The sequence below is a fragment of the Methanospirillum sp. genome (assembly GCF_035406105.1).
GTDB lineage: Archaea > Halobacteriota > Methanomicrobia > Methanomicrobiales > Methanospirillaceae > Methanospirillum.
On the sequence record NZ_DAONKG010000294.1, the window covers coordinates 1 to 2,398 of the forward strand.

Below are 2,398 nucleotides of genomic sequence, written 5' to 3' on the forward strand. Positions count from 1 at the left end.
GGATATGCACCACTTTCAGTTCCAGCCATCTGCATTCCCTGTTCAGTTGAGGCAACGATAATCGGAGTATTTCCTGCACATTTGTAGCTGTTCATCTGCAGGTCATACATCCCGTTCCCGGATGTGGCATAGATCATCACAAAGTACGTCGAACCAGATGCCGGTTTGGTTATTGAGGTGTACGCATTCGGGCCATAGGCATAATAATTGGCATAACACCGTGAATTCTGTGGATTGCAATCCCTGCACACATAGAGATCAAATACTGATGACCCGGCACATGCATTATTATTGTCTTTCAATCCTCCTGTCTTTGCTGCGGTTGCAATCCCCTGACCGGCACCACATGTTCCACGGACCGTTAATGACCACTCAATTTTTGACCGCCCGTCAACGGGAATGTAATATCCGTATACTGCTGCCTGTCCCTGCCTGAGAAAACCAGACTGGACATCTCTTTTATACACTCCACATGATGGCACCGGGACTTGTGTTGGTGAAGGGGTGAACGTGAGACTTGGGGTAGGGGTGCGGGTCGCCGTAGGGACTGGAGTGAAGGTGGGAGTCGGACTCGGAGTAGGTGTACGGGTCACCGTGGGGACAGGAGTGAAGGTGGGACTTGGACTCGGGGTTGGAGTGCGGGTCACCGTAGGGACTGGAGTAAAGGTGGGAGTCGGACTCGGGGCAGGAATGGTAACATCCAGTGCTTTCGCCGCATTCAGCCTCCCTCCGGTCGCAACTTTTCCTGACAGGGATGCGAGAACATCACAGGATCCCAGGATTTTACTTTTCATCTGTGCGGTAGAGATTGAAGGATTTCTGGCCTTGAGAAGGGCTGCTGTTCCGGTAACATACGGAACTGCCATTGATGTCCCGTTGAGGTATGAATATCCTCCGGATTTCGTCGTACTGTAAATGCTTACTCCCGGAGCAGCAATATCGACTGAACTGACCCCATAATTAGAGAAAGAAGCCAGGGTGTCCTGATATGTGGAAGCTGCAACGGAGATTATCTGTGAACTCGGGTATCCTGCCGGGTACTGCGGAGTGATATCAGAGTTTGCACCAGCGTTCCCTGCTGCACAAATGAAGAGTGCAGAAGAGGAATCAATCGCTTCCTTGAGAGCTTGGGATTCACCCGGTCCACTAAATGAACAGGAGATGAGGGGGACCCCCTTCTGCGTTGCATAGAGGATTGCTGATATAGCATCAGATGTATACCCGGACCCCTTCGAGTCAAGGAACTTCAAAGGCATTATCTTCGCATTCCAGGTTACCCCGGTTACCCCGATTCCATTGTTCCCGACGGCTGCCATGGTTCCGGCACAATGTGTCCCGTGTCCGTTATCATCCATGGGATCATTATTCTTTGAGACGAAATTCCACCCCCTGATATCATCAATATACCCGTTGCCATCATCATCAGCCCCGTTTAAATACTCCCCCGGGTTTTGCCAGATATTAGAAGAAAGATCCGGGTGGGTATAATCAACACCGGTATCAATGAGCGCAATCACAACCGATGACGACCCGGTAGTCGCTCCCCAGGCCAAAGGAGCTTTGATATCAGCTCCGGGTTTGCCATAAAATGGAGTCTGCCCGGTATTTTCAAGACCCCAGAGCTGGGTATAGCCAGGATCATTTGGCCACCCCGTACCTGCTGCCCGAAGTCCCTGGGCTTGAACTGGAGCAGATGTACTGGTTTTTTCAATCGGACTGAGTGAAATACGGTAATCAGGTTCAACGTACAGAACATCCGGATTTGTTTTATACACCTCCATCGCACGAGAGAGGGATGTTCCGGTTACCTGAACGACCTGCATCCCGACAGCCCCGCTTGTACTGAGATCACAAACCACCCTGGACCCCGCCTCCGCATTCGCCATCGCCTGGACCGACATGAATCCAGACTGACTTTTAACTGCTTCCGGTTTATACCGGACAATGAGGCGGTCCGGGGCATAGTCTTCAGTTACCTGGATAGTATTCTGATAGGATGGGCCGGTGATCTGCTGGATCCACTGGTTTTGAGGGAACCAGGAATCAGATGGTCCTGCCATAACCAACGGTATTGAGAGACAAAGCAGGATACTTATTCCAATTCCTGCAGATAGGACACTTTTTTTTGAAAAATTCATGGATACTCCCCATATATGAGATGAATACCAGATATCTGATGTCAGGAACCATTAGGTTTCTTCACCGGGCAGATATCATTTGGTTCATTCAGGAGAGATGAGGCAGGTTCCATTGCACGGCTTTAGCAGGGTAAAATAATGGAGGACGAAAAAAGTTATGCAGTGGCATTCACTGCAGTTTCTTCAATTTCAGAGCTTTCTTCGATGACCACTGTCTCTTCAGATGATATGCCAAAGAGTTTGAGGGCTTTTCTATTCAT

1 protein-coding gene is annotated in these 2,398 nt (G+C 49.7%); it reads right to left on the reverse strand.

Going from position 1 to position 2,398, the window contains the following annotated elements:
- Positions 1-2,138 (reverse strand): S8 family peptidase (locus PLA23_RS12590; protein ID WP_324475403.1); only part of this gene is annotated, 2,138 nt, incomplete at its 3' end.
- Between the last annotated feature and the right edge of the window lie 260 nt (positions 2,139-2,398).